We start from the raw sequence: 1,880 nt of genomic DNA on the forward strand, positions 1-1,880 counted from the left end.
CTCGATCGGCGAGGCGGCCGTGGTCGCGTCGGAGGACCGGCCGGGGAGCAAGCGACTCGTCGCCTACCTGGTGCCGGAGGCCGACAAGTGGGTTCCGCCAGCGGCGGTCCTGCGCGAACTGTTGCTCGGCTCGCTACCGGACTACATGGTCCCCGCCGCGTTCGTCACGCTGGACGCCTTGCCGTTGACGGCGAACGGCAAGCTGGACCGGCGGTCCCTGCCGGCGCCGGACTGGACGAGGACCGGTCGCGCCGAGTACGTGGCGCCCCGTACCGACGTCGAGCGCGCCATCGCGGAGGTCTGGGCCGAGGTGCTGGGCGCCGAGCGGGTGGGGGTCGAGGACAACTTCTTCGACCTGGGCGGCGACTCCATTCTGAGCATCCAGGTGATCTCGCGCCTCCGGTCCGCCCTCGGCGTCGAGGTGTCACCGCGCGCCCTGTTCACCACCCCGACCGTCGCCGGACTGGCGGACCTGGTCGCCTGGGAAGTGACCGACGCCGCGCGCGTGTCCGCCGTGCCCACCATCCCGCCGGCGCCGCGCGACCGGCCGTTGCCGCTGTCGTTCGCCCAGCAGCGGCTGTGGTTCCTCAACGAACTCGAACCGGACAGCACCGAGTACGTGCTGCCCTCGGCCGTGCGCTTGCACGGGCGGCTGGACGTCGACGCCCTCCGCAGCGCGCTGAGCGCTCTGGTGGAGCGGCACGAGTCGCTTCGGACGACCTTCGAGGCCGTGGACGGACGGGGCGTGCAGGTGGTGCGCCCGCCGCGGGAGGTCGAGGTCCCGGTGCTGGACCTGTCGGCGCTGCCCGAGGCGGTACGGGAGACCGAGCTGCACCGGATCCTCACGGAGGAGGGCACCCGCCCGTTCGACCTGCGTCACGGGCCGCTCATGCGGGTGCGCCTGGTGCGGCTGGCCGACGACGACCACGTACTGGCGATGGCGATGCACCACATCGTGACCGACGGCTGGTCGAACGGGGTGCTCAGCTCCGAGCTGAGCACCCTGTACGGTGCCGCCCTGCGCGGGGCGCAGCCGCACCTACCGGACCTGCCGATCCAGTACGCCGACTATGCGGTGTGGCAGCGCGACCGGCTGTCCGACAGCGCGTTGACCGACGCGCTTGCGTTCTGGACGAGCCAGTTGGCCGGGGTTTCCCCGCTGGAGCTGCCGACCGACCGACCGCGGCCCCCCGTCCGCGCCGCCGCCGGCGCGACGTACGAGTTCGAGGTCTCCGCCGACGTGACCGCACGCCTGAAGGAGCTGAGCCGCCGGGCCGACGCCACCCTGTTCATGACCCTGGTGGCAGCCTGTCAGCTGCTGTTCCAGCGGTGGTCTGGCCAGGACGACGTGGCCGTGGGCACGGTCGTCTCCGGCCGTGACCGGCCGGAGATGGAGGGGCTGGTCGGGTTCTTCGTCAACACCCTGGTACTGCGGTCCACCGTGGACGGAAGGCGGACGTTCAGCCAGTTCCTGACCCAGGTGCGTGAGACCGTACTGGACGCCTTCGCGCACCGGGAGGTGCCCTTCGAGCGGGTGGTGGACGAGCTTGAACTGACCCGCGACACCAGTCGTAACCCGCTGTACGACGTCATGGTCGTGCTGCAGAACGCCCCCGGGCAGGCTCCGACGTTGCCCGGCCTCGAGATCGAGGACCTGGCGCGGCCCGCGGTCTCGGTCGGGTGCGACATGGTCCTGGAGTTCCAGGAGCGCGACGGTGCCCTGCGGGGCGCGCTGTCGTACAGCACGGCACTGTTCGACGCGGCCACCATCGAGCGGCTGGCGACGCATCTCCACGTGCTCTTCGACGGCGTCGTGGCCGACGCCGACCGTGAGTTGACCGAGTACGCGCTGCTCGCCGGGCCTGAACAGCACCGGGTGG

Annotated in this window: 1 protein-coding gene; it reads left to right on the forward strand. The window is 71.5% G+C overall.

The window, feature by feature from the left end:
- Positions 1 to 1,880: condensation domain-containing protein (locus tag HC028_RS26765; RefSeq protein WP_240940809.1), on the forward strand; the 1,880-nt coding region annotated here is incomplete at both ends.

The organism is Planosporangium flavigriseum (assembly GCF_011947225.1).
GTDB lineage: Bacteria > Actinomycetota > Actinomycetes > Mycobacteriales > Micromonosporaceae > Planosporangium > Planosporangium flavigriseum.